Consider the following 953-nt stretch of genomic DNA (forward strand, 5'->3'; position numbering starts at 1 on the left):
GATTCCATCCCTTGGAGGGATGGAATCAATGTGCTTTACTAAACTCTGTGATTATTCTATTTTATTCTGATAAGCAACTCTGAAAGTTATCATTGCGGACTTGATCCGCAATCCCGAAATTATTATGAGGGATCTTTATAAACTTAACGTTACTCAGAGCGCAGCGAAGAGTCTCACTCTATAACTGTAACAATACTGTTCGTCTTCCTCAATCCTGCATATCGGAGGTTACTTGATTGCTCATTGCTAATTGTTAATTGCTCATTGACTAAAGTACTCTCCGTGCTCCGCGATACCGCTTGCTATAATGTCTGCTTGTTTTGAGGTTATCGATTCGTACACCTCGGGATGTGCTACTGTGAATAAATTCTATACCCTCTTCCTTGCTCGCACTTACTACTATACCTACATGGCCAATTTGCTCATTTCCACTGGTCGGACTTTTAAAGAAAACCAGATCACCCGGCAGCACCTCCTCTTTAGATACTTCAACACCTTGTTTCGCCTGTAGGCGTGCAGAAGCTGACAGCTTTATATCGAAGTTTCTAAAAACATATCCTGTAAAACCAGAACAGTCAAAGCTGTTAGGTCCTTTGGCCCCATATCGATAAGGCTTGCCAAGTTGCTCAAGAGCAAAAGGTATCAACTCCTCGATTGGTTCTGCAATAGCAGCTGTGGCATAACCGTGGCCTGTCGAGCCATAATACCTCTCTAATTTGTCGGTATTATGTGTTCTGTTTATTGTCATGGCACTATTCACCAAATAAACAATCAGTAATACCGCATAAAAGGTTTTAGACTTTAATACCTTGATAATATAGTCTTTGCTTTCCATCCTTATGCAAAGCCAGTTATATAAGAAATAGTTCCTGAAGGGTTTTTATAGCTCTGGTAGTCGTACCTGATCCGAATAAAATTTTATGCGGCTGTTGTTGCGCATTTGCAGAAGCTCT

1 protein-coding gene is annotated in these 953 nt (G+C 40.7%); it reads right to left on the reverse strand.

All coding sequences use genetic code 11. The annotated features are described in order from the left end of the window. Positions 1-268: 268 nt before the first annotated feature. Entirely contained in the window at positions 269-835 is a 567-nt protein-coding gene (locus E1176_RS00645; protein ID WP_155208660.1) for a C40 family peptidase, read from the reverse strand. Positions 836-953 lie beyond the last annotated feature (118 nt).

Origin of the sequence: Fulvivirga aurantia (assembly GCF_009711475.1) — a bacterium.
GTDB lineage: Bacteria > Bacteroidota > Bacteroidia > Cytophagales > Cyclobacteriaceae > Fulvivirga > Fulvivirga aurantia.

Excerpts from the sequence above, each read along its gene's own strand:
- E1176_RS00645 (WP_155208660.1), bottom strand. The coding sequence starts at position 835 with ATGGAAAGCAAAGACTATATTATCAAGGTATTAAAGTCTAAAACCTTT.